This is a genomic window from Penaeicola halotolerans (genome assembly GCF_016464625.1).
GTDB classification, from domain to species: domain Bacteria; phylum Bacteroidota; class Bacteroidia; order Cytophagales; family Cyclobacteriaceae; genus Penaeicola; species Penaeicola halotolerans.
In genome coordinates, this window is record NZ_JAEAGO010000131.1 from 1 (window position 1) to 255 (window position 255).

Here is a 255-nt window from a genome sequence, read left to right on the forward strand (position 1 = left end):
CTATCGTCACCGTACCATCTGCATTCACTGTCAATGGACCGTTCATATTCGGTGTGATCGTCACAGCTCCAGCATTTACTAATGCTCCATTCAACTCATCGTTGCCTAGTACATTGCCCGTAGTCGCTCCCGCAAAACCGTTGACGTTTTCTATTAAGTCATCATTCGCCTCGATAAGTGCTGCCTCTACTGTTACTGTCACCGTTGCATCATCTGTATTCGCTGCATCTATGTTATCCGTCAAACGGTAAGTCA

Annotated in this window: 1 protein-coding gene; it reads right to left on the bottom strand. The window is 46.3% G+C overall.

What is annotated here, in order from left to right:
• Positions 1–255 (bottom strand): hypothetical protein (locus I5349_RS13880; RefSeq protein WP_226391373.1); only part of this gene is annotated, 255 nt, incomplete at both ends.